Raw genomic sequence first — 23953 nt, 5'->3', positions numbered from 1 at the left:
CTCCACCGCACGACGAAGGCCGCCGAATCCTGCACGGATCGGCGGCCTTCGTCGTCGGGGGCTCAGCGGGGACGGGCGCGCTCGTACTGCGACGGCCAGGTGACCTCGGCGTCGAGCTCGTGCGCGGCGCGGAGGGCGAAATGCGGGTCGCGCAGCCACTCGCGTCCCGCGAAGATCGCGTCGGCGGCGCCATCGGCGAGCACCTGCTCCGCGTGGGAGGCCACCGTGATGAGGCCCACCGCGGAGACCGGGATCCGACCGCCTTGACGCACGCCCTCGGCGAGCGGAACCTGGTATCCGGGGAACACGGTGATCTGCTGATGCGCCACGAGGCCACCGCTCGATACGTCGATCAGGTCTGCACCGTGCTGGGTCGCCCAGCCACTGACGATCTCCGCCTCCTCCGGCGTGAACCCGCCCGCCGCGTGGTCGGTGGCGGAGATACGGACGAACAGCGGCACGTCGGCGCCGGCGGCGTCGCGGACGGCGCCGACCACGCGCAGCAGTAGACGAGCGCGGTTCTCGAGCGAACCACCGTATTCGTCCTCACGGTGGTTGGACAGTGGGGAGAGGAACTGGTGGAGGAGGTAGCCATGCGCTCCGTGGATCTCCAGCACGTCGAAGCCCGCGGCGACCGCGCGATGAGCTGCATCGGCGAAGGCCTCCACCACGCGGTCGATGCCCGCCGTATCGAGGGCAATCGGGGTGTCGAAGCCCTCGTAGGCGATGGCGGACGGCGCGGACGTGGTCCATCCACCCTCAGCGGTCGGCACAGTGCCTCGTTCGGGAGCCCACGGCCACCACGTCGAGGCCTTGCGGCCGGCGTGGGCGAGTTGGATGCCCGCGTGCGAGCCCCGATCGTGGATCGCCTGGACGATCGGGGCGAGCGCGTCGCGCTGCTCGTCGTTCCAGAGCCCCAGGTCGCGCGGCGAGATCCGCCCGTCGGGGACGACCGAGGTCGCCTCGGCGATGATGAGCCCGGCGCCGCCCGAGGCGAACTGCGCGAGGTGAGTGTGATGCCACTCCTGCGCCACGCCGTCGACGGCGCTGTACATGCACATCGGCGACACCCAGAGGCGATTGCGCAGGGTGACGGAACGGATGGTCAGCGGGGAGAAGAGAAGACTCACCCTTCGACGCTACCGCCGCGCAGGCGACCCGAGGGCCGTCGCACTAACGTGGAGTCATGGTCGAGGTGCGCGAGTGGACGCGAGATGACACGGCGCGGTTGTTCCGTGTTCCCACAGCCGACGACGACAAGTACGCCCGTGGTGTGGTGGCGCTTCGCACCGGGTCGCCCGCATATCCGGGTGCCGCCGTGCTCGGGGTGGAGGCCGCGTGGCGCACGGGCGCCGGATTCGTCCGGTACGTGGGCGCGGAGCGGGTGGCAGATGCTGTTCTCGCCCGACGTCCGGAGACGGTGGCGGGGGCGGATGTCGGCCGGTCGCGGATCGACGCCTGGGTGATCGGTTCCGGCACGGACCCCACCGACCGGGACGACGCGGAGCAGGCCGCCCTCGAGGCGATCGTCGCCGGCGATGCAGCCGTGGTGATCGACGCGGGCGCACTCGATCTCGCCGGGAAGGCGCGCGCTCCTTTCCTGGTGACCCCTCACGCGCGGGAGTTCGCCCGGCTGCAGGAGCAGCTCGGCATCTCCACGTCCGAAGAGGATCGCGCGTCGGCGGCCAGGAGGACGGCGGACCGGGTCGGAGGCACCGTGCTGCTCAAGGGAGCTCGCACGCTGATCGCGTCTCCTGACGGCGGCGTCATCGCCGTCGACGCGGGTACAGGGTGGCTGGCGACCGCAGGGACAGGGGATGTGCTCGCCGGGGTGCTGGGTGCCGTGCTCGCAGCGAACCAGGGCCGCCCGATCGCCGAGGTCGCCGCCGCCGGGGCGTGGATACACGGACAGGCGGGCCGAGTGGCCGCGGGGATGAGCGACGGCGGGACGGGGCATCCGATCGTCGCCATGGACGTCGCTGCGGCGCTGCCGCAGGCGATCGCGGACGTCCTCGCGTGAATCGCCCGCCGACCGGGGTGGCCGTGCTGTGGGTCGCCTTCCTCCTCGCCCACCTGCTCACGGCATGGGCGGGCTGGGTCTATCCCAGTCAGCCCATGGGCGATGTGGTCCTCGTCTACGAACCCTGGGCTTCGTCGGCCCTCGACGGGGGCCCGATCGTCGGTGTCACCGAGACCTGGGTGTACCCGCAGCTCGCGCTCGTGCCGATGCTCGTGGCCAAGATGCTCGCGGCGCCGCTCGTGCCGCTGCTCGGGGTCTCCGGTGCGTACCTGATCGGGTGGGCCGCCCTCGTTGTGATCCTCGATGCGGTGGCGTTCGGAGTGCTGATCGGCCGCTCGCCGTCGCGCCCGCGCCGCGTGGCCGCCTGGTTCTGGTGCGCGGCGCTGCTCCTCCTCGGACCGATCGCGCTCTATCGGATCGATGCGATCACGGTGCCGATCGCCGTGATCGGCGGGCTCTGGCTCGTGAGTCGGCCGGTCGTCGGTGCTGCCCTCCTCACGGTGGGCGCCTGGATCAAGATCTGGCCGGGCGCGCTCGTGCTCGCCGCCGTGATCGCGCTCAGGGCGCGCATGCGGGTGCTGTTCGCCGCGCTGGCCGTCACGGCCGGAGTCGTCGCAGCGCTGCTCGTGCTCGGAGCGGATTCCGAGATCCTCGGCTTCCTGACGGAGCAGACGGGACGGGGACTGCAGATCGAAGCGGTCGCCGCCACGCCGTTCCTGTGGCTCGCCGTCACCGGGGCCGCCCGCATCGAGTACAGCTTCGAGATCCTGACCTTCCAGATCACGGCACCGGGCGTCGATGCCGTCGCGGCCGTGCTCACGCTCCTGATGGCGGTGTGCGTGCTCGCGGTCGCAACCGTCGGCGCGCTCAAGGCGATCCGCGGTGCGCGCTTCACCCGGCTGTTCCCTCCGCTCGCCCTCGCGCTCGTGACGCTGCTGATCGTCACGAACAAGGTGGGCTCCCCGCAGTTCCAGACCTGGCTGATCGCGCCGATGATCCTGTGGCTCGTGTTCGACCGCGTCAGGGCGCGCGTCCCCGCCGTCGTCGTCCTCGCCCTCTGTCTGCTCACCTGCCTCGTCTACCCGATCGGCTACGACGCGCTGCTGCGAGCCGATACCCTCTCCGTCGCCGTCCTCACGGTGCGGAACGTCCTTCTCATCGTCCTGCTCGTGCTGGGCATCCGTGCTCTGCTTCGCGTACCCGTCCGCCAACCGAAAACCCTGGAGTGAACCCATGTTGATCGCCTTCTCCGTCGCCCCGAGCGGAACCCCGGCCGAGGGTGCCGAGCGCACCGATGCATCGGTGCACGACGCCGTGGCCGCTGCCGTGCGCGTGGTGCGGGAATCGGGCCTGGCGCACCGCACCACCAGCATGTTCACCGAGATCGAGGGCCCGGACTGGGACACCGTCATGGGCGTCGTGAAGCGTGCGACCGAGGCCGTCATGCCGTTCGGATCGCGGGTATCGCTCGTGTTGAAGGCCGATATCCGGCCCGGGTACTCCGGAGAGCTCGACGCGAAGATCGAACGCCTCGAGGCTGCTCTCACAGAGGCGGGCTCGGAAGAGGCGGGCTCTGCGCGCGCGGATGGCTGACGTCGTCCCGGCGACGTCGATCGCTCTTCGACCGGCGCTCGCCGAGGACGCCGAGTGGATCGCGGAGCTCCGGGCCGACGTGCTCAGAGTCGACCTGGAGCGACTCGGACGTTATGACGAGGTCCGTGTCCGGCAGCGCTTCCGCGACGCGTTCGAGCCTGCGCAGACGCGGATCATCGTCGTGGATGCCGTCGACGTCGGCTCTGTCGCCCTCCGCCGAGACGGCGATTCGCTCTGGCTGGAGCACTTCTACATCTCTCCCTCGCACCAGGGTCGCGGGGTCGGGGGCCGCGTGCTCACGACGGTGCTCGACGGTGCCGGCCGGTATCGCCTCAACGTGCTCAGGGGCAGCCCGGCCCGAGGCCTGTACGAGCGCCACGGGTTCGTCGTCGATTCCGAGGACGACGTGGATGTGTTCATGACGCTCGATCGTCCGAGGGCCGGTAGGCTGTTCCGGTGAATCCCTCGACTGAATCGAGGGGTGCGGCGAAGTGGGCGCTCCTCTCTCTCGCCATAGGCAGCTTCGGAATCGGCATGACCGAGTTCGTGGTCATGGGCCTGCTCCCCAACATCGCCGCCGACCTGCTCCCTTCGCTCTGGGCGACCAGCCCGGAAGATGCGCTGAGCCAAGCGGGGTGGCTGATCTCGCTGTACGCGCTGGGTGTGGTGGTCGGCGCCCCGACCATCGCCGGTTTCGTCGCGCGATATCCACGGCATCGGGTGATGATCGTGCTGGCTCTCGCGCTGACGGTGTTCAACGCCCTCACCGTGGTGCTGCCCACGTTCGAGCTCGTCGCCGCGTCCCGCTTCCTCGCCGGTCTCCCGCACGGTGCGTACTTCGGCATCGGTGCACTCGTGGCGGCCGAGGTGATGGGGCCGGGCAACCGTGCCAAGGGCGTGGCCTTCATCCTCACCGGCCTCACGGTCGCGAACGTCGTCGGCGTGCCGCTGGGCACCTTCCTCGGACAGCAGTGGGGGTGGCGCTCGGCCTTCGCGGTCGTCGCCATCGTGTTCGCGCTCGCCACTGTCTGCATCGCGCTGTTCGTGCCGGAGCATCCGGGGGATCCAGGGCGCACGATGCGGCAGGAGCTGCGGGTGTTCCGGATCCCGCAGGTGTGGTTCACGTTGGGTGTCGGCGCGATCGGGTTCGGCGGGTTCTTCGCCGTCTACAGCTACATCGCGCCCCTGGTGACAGAGGTGTCCGGTTCGCCGGAGTGGGTCGTGCCGATCGTGCTCGTGCTGATGGGGCTCGGGATGACGGCGGGAAACCTGGTCGGTGGTCATCTCGCCGACATCGATCTGCGTCGCACGTTGCTCTTCGGTCTCGCCGCCATGGCTCTCGTCTTCGCGCTGCTCGCCTTCCTGTCGTTCTGGATCGTCAGCCTGGCGGTCGTGGTGCTCGTGGTCGGTTTCGTCTCGTCGGTGCTGAGCCCGACGATCCAGACCCGCCTCATGGATGTGGCCGGTGACAACCAGTCGATCGCGGCAGCCATGAACCACTCCGCGCTCAACATCGGCAACAGTCTGGGTGCCTTCCTCGGCGGCGTCGTGATCGCCGCAGGCTGGGGCTTCACGGCACCGGCGTGGACAGGGGCCGCGCTCGCCGTGGCGGGTCTGCTGATCGCCCTGCTGTCCTATCGCGTCGAAGGGCGTCGTCCCGCGCCGGTGGAGCTCGTCACAGCGGTATCGGCCGGATCGGCATCGGTCGTCTCGACATCGACAGCACCGACCTCGACCGCACCGTAGACGACCGCACCGTAGAGTGACGGGGTGAGTGCTCCCGAGACGACTCTGCCCGTGGCCGGGACCGTTGTCCTGCTGCGGGCGTCGGATCCGGGATTCGAGGTGCTCCTGATGCGGCGGCCCGATCGCGGCTCGTTCGCGGGAGCGTGGGTCTTCCCCGGGGGCAAGGTCGAGCCCGGTGACATCCGCGGGGGTGGCGACATCGACGATGCGCGGCACGCCGCCATCAGGGAGACCGCCGAGGAGGTCGGCCTCACGGTCGAGGATCTCATCGTGCTGTCGGAGTGGCAGCCGCCGCCGGAGGCACCGACGCGCATCCGGACCTGGTTCTTCCTCGCTCACGCACCGACCGGGGAGGCCGCGCGCTCCGCCGATGAGGTCGAGGAGATCGCGTGGGTGCGCCCGGCTGAGGCGCTCGCGCGCCATGCGGCCGGGACGTGGAGCCTGTACCCGCCCACCTGGATCACACTGCATCAGCTCTCGGCGTTCGGCGATGTGTCCTCGGCGCTCGCCTCGGGCGGCTCGGCCCAGCTGTTCCAGACGCGGGTGCTCGACTCCGATGCCGGTCGGGGTTTCGCCTGGGAGCAGGGGCGTCTCGAGGCGGGTTCGCTGCCCTGGCGGTTCGAACCGAGCTGAGCGGAGGGGTCAGCTCTCGAGCAGTCGCCGCAGATTCGAGCCGACCGCCTCGGTCTCGATGAGGAAGCCGTCGTGTCCGAAGTCGCTGGCGATGACCACGGCCTCGTCGTCGATGACGTTCGGGATGCTGCGGGCGATGCGCTGCTGTCCGTCGACAGGGAAGAGCCGGTCGCTGTCGATCCCGAGCACCAACGTGGTCGCGGTGACGGCATGCAGCGCCTCTTCGACGCCTCCTCGACCGCGGCCGACGTCGTGCGAGTTCATGGCCTCGACCAGGGTGATGTAGCTGTTCGCGTCGAATCGGCGTGTGAACTTGTTGCCATGGAAGTCAAGGTACGACTCCACCGCGAAGCGTCCGCCGTGACCGAGCGGTGACACGTCGGACTGCCAGGAGCGCTGGAACCGCTGATTCAGCTCGATCGGGCTGCGGTAGTTCAGCAGAGCCATGCGTCGGGCGAGGGCGAGCCCCCGGTGCGGACCGTCGCCGTCCGCGAGATCGTAGTACTCGCCGCCCTGGAAGCGCGGGTCCATGCGGATGGTCTCCAGCTGCACGGTGTTGAGCGCGATCTGGTCGGCGGTGGTCACCGGGGGAGAGGAGAGCACGGCGAGGCGCTGCACACGCTCGGGGTGCGTGACCGCCCATTCCAGCGCGTGCATCCCTCCCATGGAGCCGCCGATGACCGCGGCCCAGCTGTCGATGCCGAGAGCATCGGCGAGGCGCACCTGGGCGGCGACCTGGTCGCGGATGGTCAGGTAGGGGAAGCGCGACGCCCATTCGTAGCCGTCCGCGGCGATGCTCGCAGGTCCCGTCGATCCCTGGCATCCTCCCAGCATGTTCGGGGCGATCACGAACCAGCGGTCCGTGTCGAGCGGAGCGCCAGGACCCGTGATGTCCTCCCACCAGCCCGCGGTGGGGTGGCCGGCGCCCGCGGCTCCGCGCACGTGACTGTCGCCGGTGAGCGCGTGCAGCACCAGGACGGCATTGTCCCGTGCCGCGTTCAGCTCGCCCCAGGACTCGTAGGCGATGCGGATGCCGGGGAGCTCTGTACCGCTCTCGGTCGCGAACGGTCCGAAGGGGGCGAAGCGACGACCCCCCACGGGGTCGCCGTCCCGCCAGGCGCCGGTCGCCGGCGGACGGGCGCGGAGCAGCCTGACATCGGCCTCCGTCACGGGTGCAGAGGGCACCGTGTCCTCGGAGGTCGTCTGCCAGTCCATGCTTCCATTCTCGCCTGGCAGGGCACCCCTCGGTGGCAGGTTACGGAGTGATCGCGGATCGGGCTCGGGTGACGGTCGCCAGATGGTCGCTGTTGCCTGCGCGCATGGTGCCAGAGGTGACGACGTCGAGTCCGCGTACGAACACCTGGTCGATGCGGACGAGTGGGAAGGCCGCGGGCCATGTGAAGCCCAGGCTTCCGTCGGTCGGGCGCACCCAGTCGGTCTCCGCGCGCAGGGCGGTCAGACTCGGATCGGTCGACGGTGCGTTGAAGTCGCCGACGACGATCAGCGACTCCGCCGGGTCGGACGCCACCTCTTCCGCGATGCCGCCCAGCATGGTGTCACGGTCCTGTTGGTGCCCTGGCCGTACCGATGCCGCGTGCAGCACATAGACGGCGACGGGAGCGGACGGGGCCTGCACCTCGACGCGAAGCGCGCGCTTCCAGCTGAGTCCGAGTGTGAGGGGCTCGGCATCAGCGAGGGGATACCTGCTCCAGACGCCCACCGTCCCGACGGTGTAGGAGTGCGGGTACTCCGCTGCGAGGGTGTCCTGCGCGGCGGAGAGGCTGTCTCCGTCGAGCTCGACGAGGGCGATCACGTCGGCACCGCTCTGCGCCAGCTCGGAGGCGGAGGATGCGGCTCCACCGGAGCGCGCTCGCACGTTCTGACTCACGACGGTCAGCTCGGATGCGGCAGCCGACTCCACGTCCGCCCCGCCGGGGAGGCCGGGGAACGCCGGCATCATCGCGAGGACCCACAGGAGTGCGGGAACCAGGATCAGGACGAGAACTCGCGGCGCACGCAGGAGGGCGACCAGCACCAGTGCGACGAGGATGATCCCCAGCCACGGGAGGACAGCCGAGACCGCGGTGCCGACGAGCCCCGGGATCCAGCCGCAGGCGACGACGAGTGCCAGGAGGACACCGGTCACGGCGAGCCACCGGGCAACGGTCTGTGAGGCAACGGTCCGTGACCGCCGCGTGGGGTGCGGGGGGTGCTGAGCGTCGATCATGGTCTCCTCGGGGCGGAGTCCCATTCTCGACGGAACCGCCTGTGGGTCGGCCGGGTGAGGCCGTCGCCGTCACACGAAGATGCCCCGGAACGCAGGGCTCCGGGGCATCGACGTGGTGCGGGGATCAGGCGCGGGCGGCCTCCGAGACGGCACGTGCCGCGGCGAGGGCCTGCTCGAGGTCGGCCTTGAGGTCATCGACGTTCTCGATGCCGACGGAGAGCCGGACCAGACCGGGAGTCACGCCGGCGGTCAGCTGCTGCTCGGGCGTCAGTTGCGCGTGCGTGGTGGACGCCGGGTGGATGACGAGCGAGCGCACGTCGCCGATGTTGGCGAGGTGGCTGAACAGCGACAGGCTGTTGACGAACTCGCGACCGGCCTCGACGCCGCCCTTCAGCTCGAACGACAGCACGGCTCCGACGCCCTTGGGGGCGTACTCGTTCGCCTTGGCGTACCACGGCGACGAAGGCAGGCCCGAGTAGTTGACGGTCGCGACGTCGTCGCGGCTGTCGAGCCACTCGGCGATCTCCTGCGCGTTCTGCACGTGCCGCTCGATGCGCAGCGAAAGGGTCTCGACGCCCTGGATGAGGTTCCAGGCGCTCTGCGGCGCGATCGCCGATCCCAGGTCGCGCAGCAGCTGCACTCGCGCCTTGATGATGTACGCGAGCGGGTCGCCCACAGCAGCCGTGTAGCTGGCGCCGTGGTACGACGGGTCGGGCACCGTGAGGCCGGGGAAGGTGTCGACGTGCTTCGACCACTCGAACTTGCCGCCGTCGATGATGACGCCGCCGATGGTCGTGCCGTGTCCGCCGAGGAACTTGGTGACCGAGTGGACGACGATGTCGGCGCCGTGCTCGAACGGGCGGATCAGGTACGGGGTGGCGATCGTGTTGTCGACGATCAGAGGGACGCCGTTCTCGTGGGCGATGTCGGCGACGGTGCGGATGTCGAGGATGTTGATCTGCGGGTTGCCGATCGTCTCCGCGAAGAACAGCTTCGTGTTCGGACGGACGGCGCGGCGCCACTCCTCGGCGTCGTCCTGGTTCTCGACGAAGGTGACCTCGATGCCGAGCTTCGCCAGCGTGTACTTGAAGAGGTTGTAGGTTCCGCCGTAGATCGAGCTCGACGCCACGAAGTGGTCGCCGGCCTGGGCGATGTTGAGGATCGCGAAGGTCGATGCCGCCTGGCCGCTCGCGAGGACGAGCGCCCCGGTGCCGCCTTCGAGCGCGGCGAGACGCTGCTCGAGCACGTCCTGCGTCGGGTTCTGGATACGGGTGTAGATGTTGCCGAACTCCGCCAGCGCGAAGAGGTTGGCCGCGTGGTCGGCGCTGTCGAACACGTACGAGGTGGTCTGGTAGATCGGCGTGGCACGCGCCTTGGTGACCGGGTCGGGGGCAGCGCCGGAGTGGATCTGCTTGGTCTCGAAGCGCCAGGACTCGGGTGCGGACATGTGATTCCCCCAGAAGTGGTCGGAAGGTCGGATGGCGGATGCCGTTGCAGCGACAGTACGGAATATCGGCGCTTGTCAACAACAGGTGGGAAATGTGACGTAACAGAGGGGAGCCCCGGAATCACGCGGCGGGAGGGTTCCACGACAGCGCCGTGGAGGGAGCTCGCAATCGGGGGAGAACGCCGTACGGTGGAGGCATGGTGAACAGACGAGCAGTGGTGACAGGTGCGAGTTCGGGCATCGGCGCAGCGACGGTGCGTGCGCTCCGTGCCAGGGGATGGGACGTCGTCGGTGTGGCACGCCGCGCGGATCGACTGGCCGCGCTCGCCGCGGACACCGGGGCTTCGGCCATCGCCTGCGACCTGACCGATTCGTCCGCCGTCGAGGCGTTCGTGGGCGAGATCGAGCGATCCGGCCCGGTCCACGCTCTCGTCCAGGTCGCCGGTGGCGCCCGTGGCACCGATCGCATCGAGGACGCGTCCGTCGAGGACTGGCAGTGGATGTTCGACGCCAACGTCCTGGCGAGTCAGCGTCTCGTCGCGGGCCTGCTTCCGCTGCTGCGCCGTGCGGCTGCCGCGGACGGCCACGCGGATGCGCTCTTCGTGACGTCCACTGCCGCGCAGACCGCGTATGCCGGAGGTGCGGGCTACAACGCGGCGAAGGCTGCGGAGGGGATGCTGGTGAAGGTGCTCCGGCAGGAGCTCAACGGCGAGCCCATCCGTGTGGTCGAGGTGGCTCCGGGAATGGTGCACACCGAGGAGTTCACGCTCAATCGGCTCGGCGGTGACCCCGTGGCTGCGGAGGCGGTGTACGCCGGTGTCGAAGCCCCGCTCGTGGCCGATGACGTCGCCGACGTGATCGCCTACGCCCTGGAGTCTCCCGGCCACGTGAATCTCGACCTGATCACGATGCGTCCGGTCGCGCAGTCCGCACAGCACCTGCTCGCCCGCGGGCCGCTGCGCGTACGATCGGCCGATTGACGATGGCGCAGACTCTCGCGGAGCTCGCCGCCGAGGGGCGGATCGATGAGGGATGGGCCGAGGCGCTGGCCCCGGTGCAGGACACGATCACCGCGCTGGGTGAGCGCCTCCGTGCCGAGCAGCAGGCAGGGCACGGCTACCTCCCGGCGGGTGGGAATGTGCTCCGCGCGTTCCAGCGGCCCCTGTCGGACGTGCGGGTGCTCATCACAGGACAGGATCCGTACCCCACTCCTGGGCACCCCATCGGGTTGTCGTTCGCCGTGGATCGCGACGTGCGCCCCCTGCCCCGCAGCCTTGCGAACATCTACAAGGAGCGGCAGAGCGATCTCGGGATTCCGCCGGCACCGCACGGAGACCTCACCGCGTGGAGCGATCAGGGCGTCCTCCTGCTCAACCGGGTGCTCACCGTGCGCCCCGGCGCGGCGGCGTCGCATCGAGGCTGGGGGTGGGAGAAGGTCACCGAGCTGGCCATCCGCACCCTCGTCGCCCGCGATCAGCCGCTCGTCGCGATCCTGTGGGGCAGGGACGCGGCGAACCTGCAGCCTCTCCTGGGCGAGACGCCGGTGATCTCTTCCGCACACCCCTCGCCCCTCTCCGCCAGCCGTGGCTTCCTCGGGTCGCGACCGTTCTCCCGCGCCAACACCCTTCTCGAGGAGCAGGGTGCGGCGGCGGTGGACTGGCGAGTGGATGGCGAAGGCCCTCTCTCCCTAAGCTGAGCGCATGCAGTTCGAGCCGGGGGACCGTCGCCGCGTTCTCCCGCGCCATCTCCGACCTGCCCCGGCCCCCGAGGTCTTCTCCTATGCGATCCGCCCGGTCCGCCCGGCGGATCTGCCGCACGTGCGTGAGATATACAACCACTTCGTGAGCAACTCGGCCGTGACCCTCGACGAGCGCCGCAGCAGCATCCCCTACTGGCGCGAGAAGTACGCGCTGCTGACCAGGCTGCAGCTGCCGTTCCTCGTGGCGGTGTCCCCGGGCGGCGAAGTGATGGGCTACGCGCTGGCGCAGCCCTGGGCGGGGAAGAACGCCTACAAGTACACGGTCGAGGACTCGATCTACCTCGGTCCGGGAGCCGGGGGCAAGGGGCTCGGCGCGGCACTGCTGCAAGCACTCATCGACGCCTGCGAGCAGATCGGTCTGCGCGAGATGGTCGCGGTCATCAGCGATCATGGCGCCGAGGCGTCGATCCGACTGCACGAGAAGCTCGGCTTCGTCGAGGCCGGACGGATGGGGCGGGTCGGCTACAGGTTCGGCAGGGACCTCGGCACCGTGTACATGCGTCGTGTGCTCACGCCGACGGGGCGGCGACGAGGGAAGCTGTTCGGCGCGCGACGCTGATGCCCGGAGGGGCGCACCCCGTTCACCTCGTCCGCTCAACCGCCCGGCGGGGTGGGGATGACGGGGATCGCCGCGAGCAGCCTCCTGGTGTAGTCCTGCGTGGGGTGCAGGAGCACATCGCTCGTCGCGCCCCGTTCGACGACGCGCCCGTCCTTCATCACGACGACCGTGTCGCAGAGGTTCTGCACCACGCCGATGTCGTGAGACACGAGCACGAGTGTGAGGTTGCCCGTGCGTCGCAGCTCGATCAGCAGCTCGAGGATCTGCGCGCGCACGGTGACGTCCAGGGCGGACAGGGGTTCGTCCCCGACCAGGACCCGCGGACCGTGGACGATCGCCCTGGCGAGCGCGATCCGTTGACGCTGCCCGCCGGAGAACTCGTGGGGATACCGGTCTGCCATGTCGGGCTCGAGGCCCACCTGGGCCAGTACCTCGCGGACGCGCGCGCGGTGGTCGCCTTCGACGCCGAGCGCCCACAGCGGTTCGCGGACGATCTGGCCTGCCGTCATGCGCGGGTCCAGGGACGCGTAGGGATCCTGGAAGACCAATCCCGTCTCCCGCCGCAGCCAGTGCAGGGACTTCGCGGGAGCGGATGCGTCCACGGCACGTCCGTCGACCGTCACAGAGCCGGATGTCGGGCGGTCGAGTCCCAGCAGCAGTCGCACCAGGGTGGACTTGCCCGATCCCGACTCGCCGATGATGCCGACCGCTGACCCCTCGACGATGTCGAGGTCGGTCGGGGCCAGGGCGGTCACGGTTCGGGCACGCTCGAACGCGGAGCGCTTCGGTGCGAAGAAGTCCCGGCCGAGGCCTCGTGCTTCGATCAGGCTCATGCGGTGCCCCCGTCCGGACGCCAGAGCGTGGCCGTCGCATCACGCAGCAGTCCCTGCGTGATCGGCGAAGCGGGACTCGACAGAAGGGTGGAGACCGGTGCGGCTTCGACGACCTTGCCATGTTCGAGCACGACACCCTCGGTCGCGACCTGGGCGAGCACGGCGAGATCGTGGGTGATGAAGACCAGCGACATGCCCTCGTCCGCGACGAGCGTCAGCAGCAGGGAGAGGATCTCCGCCTGGATCGTGACATCCAATGCCGTGGTCGGCTCGTCCGCGATGAGCAGACGCGGACGACAGGCGAGAGCCATCGCGATCGCGACGCGCTGCCTCTGACCGCCGGAGAGCTGGTGCGGGTAGCGGTCGACGATCGACTCCGGGTCGGGCAGCCGCACCCGCGCCGCTTCCGCGATCGCCCGTTCTCGCGCCGCGCGGCGTCCGAGCCCTTCGTGGATGCGGATCGATTCCGCGATCTGGCGGCCGACGGTCCTGATCGGGTTGAGCGCGGTGCGGGGCTCCTGGAACACGATGCCGATGTCGTCTCCTCGGAGGCGCGCGAGCTCGCGGTCCGGCATCCCGATCAGTTCGATCCCGTTCCAGCGGATGCTTCCCCTGGCGGTCGCACCGTCGGGGAGCAGTCCCAGCACCGCGAGGGCGGTGAGCGACTTCCCCGAGCCGGATTCCCCGATCAGCCCGAGCCTCGCTCCGTCTGCGACCTCGAAGGAGACGCCGTCGACCACCGGCCGACCGTCGATCTCGATCACGAGGTCCTGCACCGACAGGCTCATGCGACCACCCCCGGAGTGTGGATCTCGGCGGAGCGGTGCCGCAGCGTCGGATCCGTCGCCTCGCGCAGACCGTCACCCAGCAGATTCAGCGCGAGCACCGTGATCGTGATGGCGAGTCCCGGCCAGATGACCGACAGCGGATGCACCCCGATGTAGCGCTGGAGGTCGGCGAGCAGCAGGCCCCAGCTCGGATCGACCACGGAGGCGCCGAAACCCAGGTACGACAGGCCGGCCTCCGCGAGGACGGCGACGGCCATCGACCAGGACAGCTGCACGATGAAGACGGGTGCCACGTTCGGCAGCAGGTGGCGCACCAGGCTCTGCGCGGGGGTGAGTCCTGCGGCTCTGGCGGCGAGGACGAAGTCGCTCTGCTGCACGCGGCGCAGCTCCGGACGCGTGACCCTCGCGATGTTGACGCCGAAGCCGATGCCGACCGCCCAGATCACGACCCAGAGCGAACCGCCCCAGACAGAGGAGATCATCATCGCGATCAACAGCACAGGGAAGGCGATCAGGATGTCGACGAGCACGGCGACGGTCTCCCGCATCCACCGTGCGGTGAGCGCTCCGAGTGCGGCCAGGGCGATCCCCACAGCCGTGGCGACGATGCCGGCCCCCACGCTCACGAACACCGTCGTGCGGGCACCAGCCATCAGCAGACTCAGGATGTCGCGTCCGGTGTCGTCGGTGCCGAGGACGTGGGGCCAGCTCGGCGGCAGCCACCGATCGCCGATGTCCGAGGCTTGCGGATCGAACGGTGTCCAGAGGAGCGAGATCAGCGCGGTCATGACGATCACCAGGACGACGACGATGCCGAAGCGTCCTGTGGAGGTGTCCCAGAGGCGGGCGAGCCAGCGCGGATTCATGCGGACTCCCGCTGACGAGGATCGATCGCGCGGTGCAGGAGGTCGACCAGGAAACCGACGACCAAGACGAATCCGGTGAGTACGAGGAGTTCGCTCTGCACCTTGATCAGATCGCGCGTGCCGACATCGGCCACGAGCATACGGCCGATCCCCGGCAGGGTGAACAGCTGTTCGATCACGACGGACCCGACGATGATGCCGGCCACCTGGAGCCCGAGCACGGTGATGATGGAGAGGCCGACGGCGGGGATGCCGTGCTGGATGAGGGCTCGGGTACGGGTGAGACCCTTCGCGGCGGCGGTGCGGACGAAGTCCTGTCCCGCTGCCTGCAGGGTCGCGCTGCGTACGAACCGCATGAGCATCGCCCCCTCGACGATCCCGATCGTGAGCGCGGGGAGCAGCAGCGACTCGATCGCCTTCCCCGGTGTGGACCAGCCGGTGCGGGGGAAGCCCTGGGGAGGAAGCCATCCCAGCCATACCGAGAACACGACGATCAGCATCATGCCGGCCCAGACGACGGGGACGGCGGCGAGCGTCTGGGCTCCGACGCTGAGCGCCGTCCCGCCGCGCCGATTGCGAAGAAGGGCGGCGAGGATCCCGAACGGCACAGCGATGACGACGGCGATCAGGAGCGACATCGCTCCGAGCGGAACGGTGACCTGGGCCTTGAGGAGGATCTCTTCGCCGACGGAGGCGCCGGACAGCAGCGATGTGCCGAGATCGCCGCGGAAGATGCCCCCGATCCAGTCGGTGTACTGGGCGAGGAGCGGGCGATTCAGGCCGAGGGATTCGCGGAGTGCTTCGACCTCGGCGGGTGAGGCCTGCGTGCCGGCGATGAGCTGTGCGACGTCGCCGGGGAAGACGCGCAGCGTCAGGAAGATGAGCGCGCTCGACACGAGGAGCCCTGCGATGAGCAGGGCTCCCCGGACGAGCGCATAGCGGATCACGACGCGGTGATCGCTTGCTACTTCTCAGCGGAGACGGTGACGCCCGTGAGGTTGATGCGGGAGTTGATCGAGTCTTCGGGGAAGCCGGACACGATCGGGCTCACGGCGGTGATGGTCTCGCCGTTGTAGAGCCAATCGGCGGCGTGGTCTTCCGAGACGATGCGCGCTGCCTGTGCCAGCAGGTCGGCGGACTTGTCGGGGTCGACCTCGGCCAGAGCCTTCGTGTACAGTTCCTGCACCTCGGCGTTGTCGTAGCCGAAGTAGTAGTCGGGGTTGGCGAAGTTGCCGAAGTCGCGCGGCTCGACGTGCAGCACGAAGCTGAGGTCGTAGTCGTGGTTCGTGTACACGTCCTCCAGCCAGGTGGGGAACTCGACCGAGTTCACCTCGAGCGTCACGCCGACCTTCTTGAAGTCCGAGATCAGCACCTTGGGCACGGTCGTGCCGTAGAACGAGGGGATCGTGAGGGTCAGCTCGAGGTCCTCCTGACCGGCCTCAGCGAGGAGCTTCTTCGCCTTCTCCGGGTCGTAGGAGATCACGTCGGACAGGTCCTCGTAGCCCGGGTCGAGTTCGGGGATGGGCCCGTACAGTGCCGTGCCGGCGCCGACCGCGTCGATGAGAGCCTCATGGTCGATGGCGAGGCGCAGGGCTTCGCGCACCCGCACGTCGTCGAGCGGCGCCTTCTTGTTGTTGAACGCGAGAGTGGCCTTGTCGGTGGTGCGTCCCGTGGTGAGGGTGAAGTCCCCGGAGTCTTCGAGCTGAGGCGCGAGGTTCGGGTCGACGGCCGTGAGCACGTCGACGTCGCCGGCCAGTGCGGCGTTGACGCCGGCGGTGAAGTCGGGGATGTACTGGAACTCGACCTGGGCGACGCCGGCAGGATCCCCCCAGTAGGCGTCGTTGCGCGCGAAGGTGATGGTGCTTCCCTTGTTCCAACGCGTCAGCGTGAAGGGACCTGTGCCGTTCTCCGCGGTCTTCAGATCGGTGGTGTCGCCGGTCTTGAACACGAGACCGGCCGGGCCGGTGAGCGCGAAGAGGAAGTTCTGGTTCGGAGCCGACAGGGTGATCTGAACCGTGGTCGGGTCCGGCGCCGTGATCGCTGTGACCGACGCGAAGTCCGCGTTGCCCTGCACGGTGGCGTCCGTGCGCACGGTCTCGTACGAGGAGACGACGTCCGCCGACGTCAGCGGCGTGCCGTCGTGGAAGACCACGCCGTCGTTGAGGGTGAAGGTGTATGTGAGCCCGTCCGAGGAGACCTCGTAGTCGGAGGCGAGACGCCCCTCGATCTCGTTGTCCTGCGTGCGCGTGACGAGGCCCTCGTAGATGTTGTCGATCAGGATCTGCTCGAGTGCCGCGCCGCTGGTGTGGCGGATGTCGAGGTTGGTGGGCTCGAGGACGAGGCCGACGTGGAGAGTGGCGCTCGGGTCGGGGGCGCCGGGTGAGCTGCTGGTCTCCGGCTCGGTGGTGCCGGAGCAGGCGCTGAGGATGACGGCGGTGGCCGCGAGGGCGGATATCAGCGCGAGACGTCGGGTACGTCGGAACATGGGTGTTTCCTCTCGGTGCGGCAACTGCTGTGTGCCGTGGAATCGAGCCTAGAGATGTGAGAAGGGGTCAGGGTCGGGTGTGGAACGGAACGTCATATTCCGAGGGCGGGCACGGCGGCGTCGATCAGACCGGCGAGGGCGACCGGCGCGGTCTCCTGCACGTTGTGGGTGGCGTCGAGCACGACCACCTCAGCCGCGGGGACGCGTCGCTGGAGTTCGACGGCGTCGGCTTCACTCACGAATCCGCGTGCGGCACGCACCAGGGTGACCGGTACGGTGACCGCGGTCAGATCATCCCAGCCCGTCTCGTGCAGCACCGACGGTGCGGTCGGGGACCCGGGGTCGTGAGCGGCGAGGGCCTGGGCGGCGAGGTGTGCGAAGTGGTGCTTCCACTCCACCCGCCCGTCCTCGCGCACTCGCGTGTTCAGGAAGACACCGCGCTCTGTCTCGGGTCGGGAGCCCCCGAACCCCAGTGAGATCGCCTTGTCGACGAGCTCGTCGCGTGTCGCGAAGTCGGTCGGGCCCGCGTAGAACTCGCGCAGCGCCGCCGGGCCGGCACTCACATCGATGCCGGGAGTGATGTCGACCACGATGAGCTCGGACACCAGATCCGGTCGCGCTGCTGCCAGAGCAGCGCCGGTGAGTCCGCCGAGGGACTGCCCGACCACGACCTGCGGCCCTTCCACCCAGGCGTCGAGCGCTGCGGCCACGTCACGAGCGAGTGTGCGCGGCGTGTAGTCGACATCGTCCCGCCAGGAGGAGTCGCCGTGTCCGGCGAGATCGATCGCGAGCAGCGGCTGCTGCAGGGCGAGGGCGGTGGTGTCCCAGGTGTGTGCGTTCAGGCCGGCGCCGTGGAGCAGCGTCACACGCGGTGCTTCGCTACCGAAACGCAGGGCGCTCAGGATGCGGCCGTCGGCGAGTGGGAGGGTGAGGCGCGTGACCGGCGGAACCGGTACGCCGAGCGCTTCGGCCTGTGCGGGAAGATAGCTGAACTCGCTGTTGTCGATCGCCACCTCCACATTCTGCGCCCTCGGGAAGCGGCGTCGGAAATGCCGGACCAGTATGACAAGAGAATATTTCGTAACGTGTCGCATTATGTCGCATGAGGACCGGGTTTGATGGGCACATTGATCCAAGCTCCGGTTCGTCTGCGGCAGAGCTTCCCGCTCGTCCGCCGAATATCATGGAGTCATGAGCGAGACGCGTGTGCACCTGTCCAAGACCGAGCCGGCCGCGTACCAGGCGCTTGACGCGTTCTCGAAGACGGTGGGCCAGATCTGCGCGGCCAACGGCATCGACGACCGTCTCAAAGAACTCGTCATGATCCATTGCTCGCAGCTCAACGGCTGCGCCTACTGTGCGCGGATCCACGTCGACAGGGCGGTCGCTGCGGGCGTCGACGCCGACACACTGACCCAGATCCCCACGTGGCGTGAGAGCGGTGTCTTCAGCGAGCGGGAGCGCGCCGCTCTCGAACTCGCCGAGGCCTTCACGTTCATCTCGGAGGACGGGATCTCCGACGAGGTGTACGACCAGGTCGGAAGCGTCTTCACCGAGAAGGAGTACGCGGCGCTCAGCTGGGCATGCGTCTCGATCAACGCCTTCAACAGGATCGTGATCGCCGGCCGCTACCCGGTGCCCCCGCGAGGACCGCAGGCGGCGGGATGACGATCCTCGTCGTCGAAGGGGTCTCCAACGTCCGCGACGTGGGAGGCATGCCGGCGGAGGGCGGCCGGATCCGCTCCGGCGTCCTCCTGCGCTCCGGACAGCTCTCCGGAGCGACCACCGCGGGCGCCGCCGCATTGCGGGAGAGCGTCTCGCACATCGTCGACCTGCGAGACGGCGAAGAGGTCGCAGCCGAGCCGACGGAGATCGACGGGCCGGACACCACCCACCTCCCGCTGTTCCTCGGATCCGTCCGTTCCTTCTTTGAGGCGGACACCAGTCTCGACGACCTCTACCTCCACCTCCTCGAAGAGAGCGGGGAGCGGCTCGTCGCGGCTATCCGCATCATCGCGGCGAGCGGGCGCACGCTGGTGCACTGCACTGTGGGTAAGGACCGGACGGGCGTGACCGTCGCCCTCGCGCTCTCCGCGGTCGGTGCGGATCGGGAGGCCGTCATAGCCGACTACGCGCTCACCGAGTCTCAGCTGCCGGCTCAGCGCACCCGGTGGATCGCCGACTACCTGCGCACGCAGCACCCGGAGGCTGTGCACGCGGTGGCGCTGGCCACGCAGTCGCCGGCTCCCGTGATGCGCCGTCTGCTCGCGCAGGTCGACGAACGATGGGGCTCGGCTGCCGGGTATCTGCGCGCGCAGGGGATGACCGACGATGAGCTCGACGCCCTGGCCGTCGCACTCGTCGAGCGCGAGCAGCGGCCGGAGCGTGCATGATCATCGCGCAGCGGCTACCAGGTTAGGCAAGCCTTCACTTGGTGTACGATGAAGACACCATGAACACCTCGCTCGAGACCCGCGGCACGCGCGCCGAACGTCGCGCAGCGCGTCGGCGCGCCCATCACCTGGTGACGGCTGATGAGAACTCCCTCACGGAGCTCGAGGTGTTCCTGACGACGCTGCCACTGTGCGCCTCCGGGCGCATCTTCATCGAGGTGCCGACGGTCGCCGACATCGGCGTCATCGAGGCTCCCGGTCGCATGACGGTCACGTGGCTCGCTCGTGAGCAGCGTTCCGGGGCTCCCGGAAGCAGCCGTGCGTGCGCAGCCGGTCAGGCGCTCACCCGTGCGACCTGCGCCTGGGCGGACGAGATGATGTGCGACGACGAGATCGAGACCCACGTCACGCTGCTCGGCGGTTACCTCGGCACGGCCGACATCGTCGAGCACCTGACGAGTCATCTCGAGGTCTCGCCGACGCTGATCCGTACCCCCGAGCGTTTCGGCCTGCTGCCCGCCGACCGCTGACTCCGCGTCCGCGCGCCTGATCCGAATCGGCCACTCGCGGCCTGAGACGTCCGTGCAGAGACCGTCGTAGGGTCAGCGCGTCCGTCGAACGTAGTTGCCGTCTTCGAGCCCTGCCTCGATCTCGAAGCGGTTGCGCAGGGGGTCACGCCCCGCGAGGAAGTACAGGATCGGCATCAGGAAGCCGTAGCGGAGCCACTGCGCCTTGTGCACAGCCTCATGACGGAGCACGGCCTCGCTCGGTCGCACGTCTCCGGTCAGGAAGCAGCCGCCGACGCACACTCCGCCGCGATTGAACGTCCATGCCGGCATGCCCTGGAAGATCCACAGGCCCGCCCGCCGTTCGACGGGTCCTGTGCTCCACAGCGAGCCCCACAGCCACCCGACGGCGGTGCCCCAGAGGTAGCCCAGGCGGCTGATCGGGGAGCGCAGCAGGAATGAGGGGATGCGGCGGTCGAGACGTCGGCCCCGGCCCAGGGCGGCACTCGCCGCGGGTCGCCAGTCGGGAGCCGTCGTCATGCCACCGCTCCGACCAGTCGCAGCAGTGCGCCGAGATCTTCGACGGCATCGGCCGGTGACCTCGGCGCGAAACCTGCGATGGTCGCGCCCGCGAGCGGCACTTCCGAGCGCAGTGCGCGGATGGCGGTGCTCAGCGCGGCGGGGGACAGCCCGAACGGCACCGACGACGAGACACCGGCGAAGTCGGACGGATCGAGCACGTCGACGTCGATGTGCACCCAGACCCGTGACGCCCCGGTCGCGCGGACCGCGCCGAGCAGCGCCTCGGGATCTGCGAGGTCGTCGACGGAGAGATTCGTCAGAGACGCGAGCTGCTCGACCTCCGCGTCATCGAGGTTCCGCATGCCCACGGTGATCACGCGATCGGCGGGGATCGCGGGCGAGAGCACGAGCTGCTCCTCGCCCTCGCCGAGCACAGCCCGCAGTGCCATGCCCGAGAAGGCACCGGAAGGGGACGTGTCCGGCGTGTGCATGTCGGCATGCGCGTCGCACCACACCACGGCGAGGTCGTCGGTTCCGCCCGGCAATGCGTCGAGCGCGGCGACGGTGATGCTGCAATCGCCCCCGATCACGACGGTGTCGGAGTCGATGTGCCCGTGCACGAGTTCACGAGTGCGCAGCAGAGCGCTCAGACGGCGTACACCTGTGCCGAGGGATTCACCGGCTTCGACAGGAACGTCGAGAACGGTCGTCGCCGCGCGGGGGAGATCTCCGGCGATCGCTGCAGCACCGTCCGTGAGGAGCATCGCGCGCGCTGCGGGCGAGCCCTGCCACTGCGGGATGACGAGGAATCGCACCATGAGTGCCTCCGAAGAAGGGGGGACGGATGCCTCGGCCCGCGGCCGAGGCATCCGCCCGGTGATGTCAGTTGCCTTCGATGGCCTGGCGGGGAGCGCCGCCGCCGGCCTTGAGCTCGGCCAGACGTGCCTCGACCTCGGTCAGCTCGCCGAGATCCTCGAGGCTCTCGAACTGGGCGTCGAGGCTCGACGCTGCGAGCTCGATCTTGCCCTGAGCGATGGCCTCCTGGCGGCGGACCTTGTCTTCGAACCGTCCCAGCTCGCTGGTGGGGTCGAGCACGTTGATCGAGCCCACGGCGTCCTGGACGCGGGTCTGCGCCTCGGCGACCTTGGCACGGGCGAGGAGTTCGCTGCGCTTGTTCTTGAGCTCGACCAGCTTGTCCTTCATGCCGTTCAAGCCGCTCTTGAGCTTGTCCACGATCTCGGTCTGCGCCGCGATCTGCGGCTCGGCGCCAGTGGCCTCGCGCTCGGCGCTGATCTGACGCTGCAGAGCGATCTTGGCGAGGTTGTCGAACTTGTCCGCGTCGGCCGTGTTGCCGCTCGCGCGCATCTCGTCGGCCTTGCGGCTGGCGGCGAGAGCCTTGTTGCCCCACTCGGTCGATGCCTGGACGTCTTCCTCGTGGTCGCGCTCGAGCAGGCGCAGGTTGCCGATGGTCTCGGCGATCGCGGACTCGGCGTCGGCGATGCTGTTCGTGTAGTCGCGAACGAGCTGGTCGATCATCTTCTGCGGGTCTTCCGCAGAGTCCAGCAAGGAGTTGATGTTCGCGCGGACGAGGGTCGAGATACGTCCGAAGATGGACTGCTTGGTCATGCGTGGTTCCTTTCAGAGGGCGTCTTCGAGAGCTTGTCGTACATGTCTGTGTGGGGGATCAGAAGCGTCTACCTCCTGATCGGCCGCTGCGGCCGCTGCTGCGGGAGCCGCCTCCGAAACCGGAGCTCCGGAAGCCGCCGCCGGAGGAGCGCCATCCGCTGCTGCTTCCTCGACGGGAAGAGCCGCCGCCACCGCCGGCGAGCAGCCCACCGATGATGCCTCCGAGGATGTCGCCGCCGAGTCCTGAGCCGCCCGACGAGGATCCGGACCCGCCGAACGGGCCGCCGAAGCCGCCCTGGTCGTAGCCGGAAGGGGTGTACGCCTGCACGTCCGACCGCGCGGCCGACGTGGCCTGCGTCGCCAGAGCGAGCGCACGGTTCGCCTCCGCGAGCGCGGCATCGGGGTCGGTTGCCCGCAGATTCAGCGCCTGCGACAGGCTCGCCTCCGCGTTCGCGAGGCGGGTGCGCGCGGTGGAGCCCACCGTCCCTCGACGGGTCTCGATGAAGTCCCGAGCCGCGCGGATCTCGGAGTTCGCCTGCGTGAGAGTCTGCTCGAGCAGCTGCTGCACCCGGCGGGCACGTTCGACGCTCTCCCTGCCCTGTGCGATCGCGGCGTCGATCTGCGTGTTCGCGGCGGTGAGAGCCTCGAGCACTCGCTGTGGATCGCGGGCGGTACCGCTCAGATCGGCCTGCGCCGCCCCGAGCTGCTGGGCCGTGGCGGAAGCCGCAGCGGCGATGGCACCCGAGGGGTCGGGCAGCTGCTGCCCGGCTGCGAGGTCACTCTGCAGTTCGGCGATGAGGGCACGAGATTGAGCTTCGAGCGTCGACAGCTCCGCTCCCAGCGTCGTCACCGCCTGGACGAGCTGGGCGGCCTGCGCGACGGACTGCTCGGCGGTGCGGATCGCGAACGCGGCCTCGCCTGAACGTCCGGCTGCGATGGCCTGCGCCGCCGCCTCGATCGACCGATCCGCGAGGTCGGCCCGTTCGCGTGCCTGCACGGGGTTGTCCGCGACCGTGGCGAGAGCCGCAGGGGCATAGGTGGCGGACAGCGCGTCGAGGGCAGGCTCCGCAGAGGCGAGGGCGGCGTCGAGCGCCGCGCGCTCACCGCGGACGCGCTCGAGCTCCTGCGGGGCGTTCTGCTCGAGCTTTCGGAGCTCGTCGAACGCCGCAGTGTTGTCGTCCAGGATGTCGTCGATCTCGTCGGCGATCCGGATGATGCGTATGTGCCACGCGCGGCGGTCGTGGATCGAATCCTCGATCTCGTCGTCGAGTTTCTGCTTCAGATCGAAGGCCTCGGAGATCTTCGCCTTCGCCGCATCGACGACCCGAGTGAACTCCTCGGTGGCTGCATCGCCGAACTGCGCGACGGCGAAGCCGAGCTCCTCCTTGCTCGAGGTGATGGCATCGTCCGCCTGCACGAGCGCGAGTCCTGCCTGCGTCTCGACCTGCTGGTCGGTGAGAGTGGAGAAGGGGTCGGCGGGGTCCGGTGTCTCCGGCATGGCGCCTCGCTCGCGGATCTCCGCCCGCCGGCGGGCTCCGCGCACCAGTGCCACGACGAGCCACACGAGCAGCGCGACGACGACGACGGCGACGACGATCAGCCCGATGCGGAGCGCGCCGGCGCCCCCGTCGCCCTGGATCTCGTCGGCGGCGAGAGTGATGGCGCCGACCCAATCGCCGTCCGCGGCGAAGGGGACCATCTTGTCCTCGATGCTGTCGAGTTGGCCGAAGCTCACCGGGCCGTCGGGGGCAGCGGAGATGTAGTAGCTGCGCCCGTCGACCGCGATCGCCAGGAGGTACTGTTCGGTGCCGAGGTTGTTGTTCTGCGCGACCGTGTCGGCCCACTGCACGTTGTCGGATGGGTTCGTGAAGTCGTCGACGAGCACGACGAACAGATCGGCGCTCGAATTGTCCGTCAGCTCCTGGAGCCGGGCCTCCACCGTCGCCTCTT

The 23953-nt window shown here is 69.2% G+C and carries 26 protein-coding genes; 12 read left to right on the top strand and 14 right to left on the bottom strand.

Going from position 1 to position 23953, the window contains the following annotated elements; genetic code table 11:
• Positions 1-62: 62 nt before the first annotated feature.
• Positions 63-1130 carry an NADH:flavin oxidoreductase/NADH oxidase gene (locus AX744_RS12905; protein ID WP_061017302.1) on the bottom strand — a complete coding sequence of 356 codons (1068 nt, stop codon included), beginning with the start codon at positions 1128-1130 and terminating at the stop codon, positions 63-65.
• Positions 1131-1186: 56 nt separating this feature from the next.
• Here AX744_RS12905 and AX744_RS12900 point away from each other — a divergent pair, with 56 nt between their 5' ends.
• The 6 genes from AX744_RS12900 to AX744_RS12875 are packed head-to-tail and all read left to right on the top strand — an operon-like array spanning position 1187 to position 5992.
• Entirely contained in the window at positions 1187-2020 is an 834-nt protein-coding gene (locus tag AX744_RS12900) for an NAD(P)H-hydrate dehydratase (protein ID WP_061017300.1), read from the top strand.
• Positions 2017-3249: a hypothetical protein gene (locus AX744_RS12895; protein WP_231728808.1), complete on the top strand. Its 1233-nt coding sequence runs from the start codon at positions 2017-2019 to the stop codon at positions 3247-3249. The genes AX744_RS12900 and AX744_RS12895 overlap by 4 nt, the downstream gene beginning before the upstream one ends.
• Positions 3250-3253: 4 nt before the next feature.
• Positions 3254-3613 (top strand): thiamine-binding protein, encoded by a 360-nt coding sequence (locus AX744_RS12890; RefSeq protein ID WP_061017298.1) that lies wholly within the window; start codon positions 3254-3256, stop codon positions 3611-3613.
• Positions 3606-4073, top strand: coding sequence for a GNAT family N-acetyltransferase (locus AX744_RS12885; protein WP_061017296.1), 468 nt, complete (start codon positions 3606-3608; stop codon positions 4071-4073). The genes AX744_RS12890 and AX744_RS12885 overlap by 8 nt, the downstream gene beginning before the upstream one ends.
• A complete protein-coding gene (locus AX744_RS12880) occupies positions 4070-5359 on the top strand; it encodes an MFS transporter (protein WP_058631349.1) in 1290 nt (429 codons plus the stop codon). The genes AX744_RS12885 and AX744_RS12880 overlap by 4 nt, the downstream gene beginning before the upstream one ends.
• Positions 5360-5383: 24 nt before the next feature.
• Positions 5384-5992: an NUDIX hydrolase gene (locus AX744_RS12875; protein ID WP_061017293.1), complete on the top strand. Its 609-nt coding sequence runs from the start codon at positions 5384-5386 to the stop codon at positions 5990-5992.
• Positions 5993-6001: 9 nt separating this feature from the next.
• Here the strand turns inward: AX744_RS12875 and metX are convergent, their stop codons facing one another.
• The 3 genes from metX to AX744_RS12860 form a co-directional block, all read right to left on the bottom strand.
• Entirely contained in the window at positions 6002-7207 is a 1206-nt protein-coding gene (gene metX, locus AX744_RS12870) for a homoserine O-acetyltransferase MetX (protein WP_061017290.1), read from the bottom strand.
• A gap of 40 nt (positions 7208-7247) precedes the next feature.
• Positions 7248-8138, bottom strand: a complete 891-nt coding sequence (locus AX744_RS12865) for an endonuclease/exonuclease/phosphatase family protein (RefSeq protein WP_197429231.1) — start codon at positions 8136-8138, stop codon at positions 7248-7250.
• Positions 8139-8343: 205 nt separating this feature from the next.
• Positions 8344-9666, bottom strand: coding sequence for a bifunctional o-acetylhomoserine/o-acetylserine sulfhydrylase (locus AX744_RS12860; RefSeq protein ID WP_046749463.1), 1323 nt, complete (start codon positions 9664-9666; stop codon positions 8344-8346).
• Between the two features lie 197 nt (positions 9667-9863).
• Between AX744_RS12860 and AX744_RS12855 the strand changes: the two genes are divergently transcribed.
• From AX744_RS12855 to AX744_RS12845, 3 genes are read left to right on the top strand one after another with little or no spacing between them, the layout of a single operon-like run.
• Positions 9864-10646, top strand: coding sequence for an SDR family oxidoreductase (locus AX744_RS12855; protein WP_197429230.1), 783 nt, complete (start codon positions 9864-9866; stop codon positions 10644-10646).
• A 2-nt stretch (positions 10647-10648) separates the two neighbouring features.
• Positions 10649-11362, top strand: a complete 714-nt coding sequence (locus AX744_RS12850; protein WP_061017287.1) for a uracil-DNA glycosylase — start codon at positions 10649-10651, stop codon at positions 11360-11362.
• Positions 11363-11366: 4 nt separating this feature from the next.
• Positions 11367-11984 carry a GNAT family N-acetyltransferase gene (locus AX744_RS12845; RefSeq protein WP_061017285.1) on the top strand — a complete coding sequence of 206 codons (618 nt, stop codon included), beginning with the start codon at positions 11367-11369 and terminating at the stop codon, positions 11982-11984.
• 35 nt (positions 11985-12019) lie between these two features.
• Here AX744_RS12845 and AX744_RS12840 read toward each other — a convergent pair whose 3' ends face one another.
• From AX744_RS12840 to AX744_RS12815, 6 genes are all read right to left on the bottom strand, one after another.
• On the bottom strand, positions 12020-12817 hold the full coding sequence (locus tag AX744_RS12840; RefSeq protein ID WP_061017283.1) for an ABC transporter ATP-binding protein: 798 nt from the start codon (positions 12815-12817) through the stop codon (positions 12020-12022).
• Positions 12814-13605: an ATP-binding cassette domain-containing protein gene (locus AX744_RS12835; protein ID WP_061017281.1), complete on the bottom strand. Its 792-nt coding sequence runs from the start codon at positions 13603-13605 to the stop codon at positions 12814-12816. The genes AX744_RS12840 and AX744_RS12835 overlap by 4 nt, the downstream gene beginning before the upstream one ends.
• Positions 13602-14471: an ABC transporter permease gene (locus AX744_RS12830; RefSeq protein WP_061017279.1), complete on the bottom strand. Its 870-nt coding sequence runs from the start codon at positions 14469-14471 to the stop codon at positions 13602-13604. Before AX744_RS12830 ends, AX744_RS12835 begins: the two co-directional genes overlap by 4 nt.
• Positions 14468-15418: an ABC transporter permease gene (locus tag AX744_RS12825; protein WP_061017277.1), complete on the bottom strand. Its 951-nt coding sequence runs from the start codon at positions 15416-15418 to the stop codon at positions 14468-14470. The genes AX744_RS12830 and AX744_RS12825 overlap by 4 nt, the downstream gene beginning before the upstream one ends.
• Positions 15419-15435: 17 nt before the next feature.
• Positions 15436-16956 (bottom strand): ABC transporter substrate-binding protein, encoded by a 1521-nt coding sequence (locus tag AX744_RS12820; protein ID WP_061017275.1) that lies wholly within the window; start codon positions 16954-16956, stop codon positions 15436-15438.
• Between the two features lie 92 nt (positions 16957-17048).
• Positions 17049-17975 (bottom strand): alpha/beta fold hydrolase, encoded by a 927-nt coding sequence (locus AX744_RS12815; protein ID WP_061017274.1) that lies wholly within the window; start codon positions 17973-17975, stop codon positions 17049-17051.
• 172 nt (positions 17976-18147) lie between these two features.
• Between AX744_RS12815 and AX744_RS12810 the strand changes: the two genes are divergently transcribed.
• The 3 genes from AX744_RS12810 to AX744_RS12800 are packed head-to-tail and all read left to right on the top strand — an operon-like array spanning position 18148 to position 19879.
• Positions 18148-18624 carry a carboxymuconolactone decarboxylase family protein gene (locus AX744_RS12810; protein WP_046749454.1) on the top strand — a complete coding sequence of 159 codons (477 nt, stop codon included), beginning with the start codon at positions 18148-18150 and terminating at the stop codon, positions 18622-18624.
• Entirely contained in the window at positions 18621-19349 is a 729-nt protein-coding gene (locus AX744_RS12805) for a tyrosine-protein phosphatase (protein WP_082682561.1), read from the top strand. Before AX744_RS12810 ends, AX744_RS12805 begins: the two co-directional genes overlap by 4 nt.
• Before the next feature lie 41 nt (positions 19350-19390).
• Positions 19391-19879 carry an SIP domain-containing protein gene (locus AX744_RS12800; RefSeq protein WP_231728807.1) on the top strand — a complete coding sequence of 163 codons (489 nt, stop codon included), beginning with the start codon at positions 19391-19393 and terminating at the stop codon, positions 19877-19879.
• 72 nt (positions 19880-19951) lie between these two features.
• On the opposite strand, the gene AX744_RS12795 is transcribed toward AX744_RS12800, so the two are convergent.
• The 4 genes from AX744_RS12795 to AX744_RS12780 form a co-directional block, all read right to left on the bottom strand.
• Positions 19952-20395: a hypothetical protein gene (locus tag AX744_RS12795; RefSeq protein WP_061017272.1), complete on the bottom strand. Its 444-nt coding sequence runs from the start codon at positions 20393-20395 to the stop codon at positions 19952-19954.
• On the bottom strand, positions 20392-21195 hold the full coding sequence (locus AX744_RS12790) for an arginase family protein (RefSeq protein WP_061017270.1): 804 nt from the start codon (positions 21193-21195) through the stop codon (positions 20392-20394). The genes AX744_RS12795 and AX744_RS12790 overlap by 4 nt, the downstream gene beginning before the upstream one ends.
• Positions 21196-21259: 64 nt before the next feature.
• Positions 21260-22003: a PspA/IM30 family protein gene (locus AX744_RS12785; RefSeq protein WP_046749449.1), complete on the bottom strand. Its 744-nt coding sequence runs from the start codon at positions 22001-22003 to the stop codon at positions 21260-21262.
• A gap of 58 nt (positions 22004-22061) precedes the next feature.
• The coding region (locus AX744_RS12780) for a TPM domain-containing protein (RefSeq protein ID WP_061017269.1) at positions 22062-23953 on the bottom strand (1892 nt) is incomplete at its 5' end.

It is taken from the genome of Microbacterium sp. CCH5-D1 (genome assembly GCF_001557335.1).
Classification (GTDB): Bacteria; Actinomycetota; Actinomycetes; order Actinomycetales; family Microbacteriaceae; genus Microbacterium; species Microbacterium oxydans.
This window is presented reverse-complemented; position numbering and strand designations above follow the sequence as displayed.